The following is a 624-nucleotide window of genomic DNA, read 5'->3' on the forward strand; positions in this document are numbered from 1 at the left end:
ACGGCGGACGGCACCCGATCCCCGGCCCGCTCGACCGCGAGGCGGCACGAGTCGACCCGGTTGACCTGGCCCATGCCCACGCCGACCGAGGCGCCGTCGGCGGCGAGGAGGATCGCGTTGGACTTCACCGCACGGCACGCCCGCCAGGCGAAGGCGAGGTCGGCGAGCACCTCGGGCGTGGCGGCCTCGCCCGTCGCGAGCGTCCACGTGGCCGGGTCGTCTCCGTCGGCCGTGACGTCGTCGCGGCCCTGGAGCAGCAGTCCACCGGAGACGGCACGCATCTCGGCACCGCCCGGCGCGAGCGGCGGGCACTCGAGCACGCGGATGTTCTTCTTGGCCTGCAGCACCTCGATCGCGCCGTCCTCGTAGCCGGGAGCGACGATGACCTCGGTGAAGATCTCGGCCACCTGCTCGGCCATCGCGACCGACACCCGCACGTTGGTGGCGATGACGCCGCCGAACGCGCTCACCGGGTCGCACGCGTGGGCCTTGCGGTGGGCCTCGGCGACGTCGGCGCCGACCGCGATGCCGCACGGGTTGGCGTGCTTGATGATCGCCACGGCCGGCTCGCTGAAGTCGTGGGCCGCCCGCCGGGCCGCATCGGCGTCGACGTAGTTGTTGTAG

At 73.6% G+C, this 624-nt stretch carries 1 pseudogene; it reads right to left on the bottom strand.

Going from position 1 to position 624, the window contains the following annotated elements:
• Positions 1–624 (bottom strand): annotated as a pseudogene (gene purH, locus FB586_RS18615) (bifunctional phosphoribosylaminoimidazolecarboxamide formyltransferase/IMP cyclohydrolase); the annotation flags it as partial.

The sequence above is a fragment of the Cellulomonas telluris genome, assembly GCF_004886325.1.
GTDB lineage: Bacteria > Actinomycetota > Actinomycetes > Actinomycetales > Cellulomonadaceae > Cellulomonas > Cellulomonas telluris.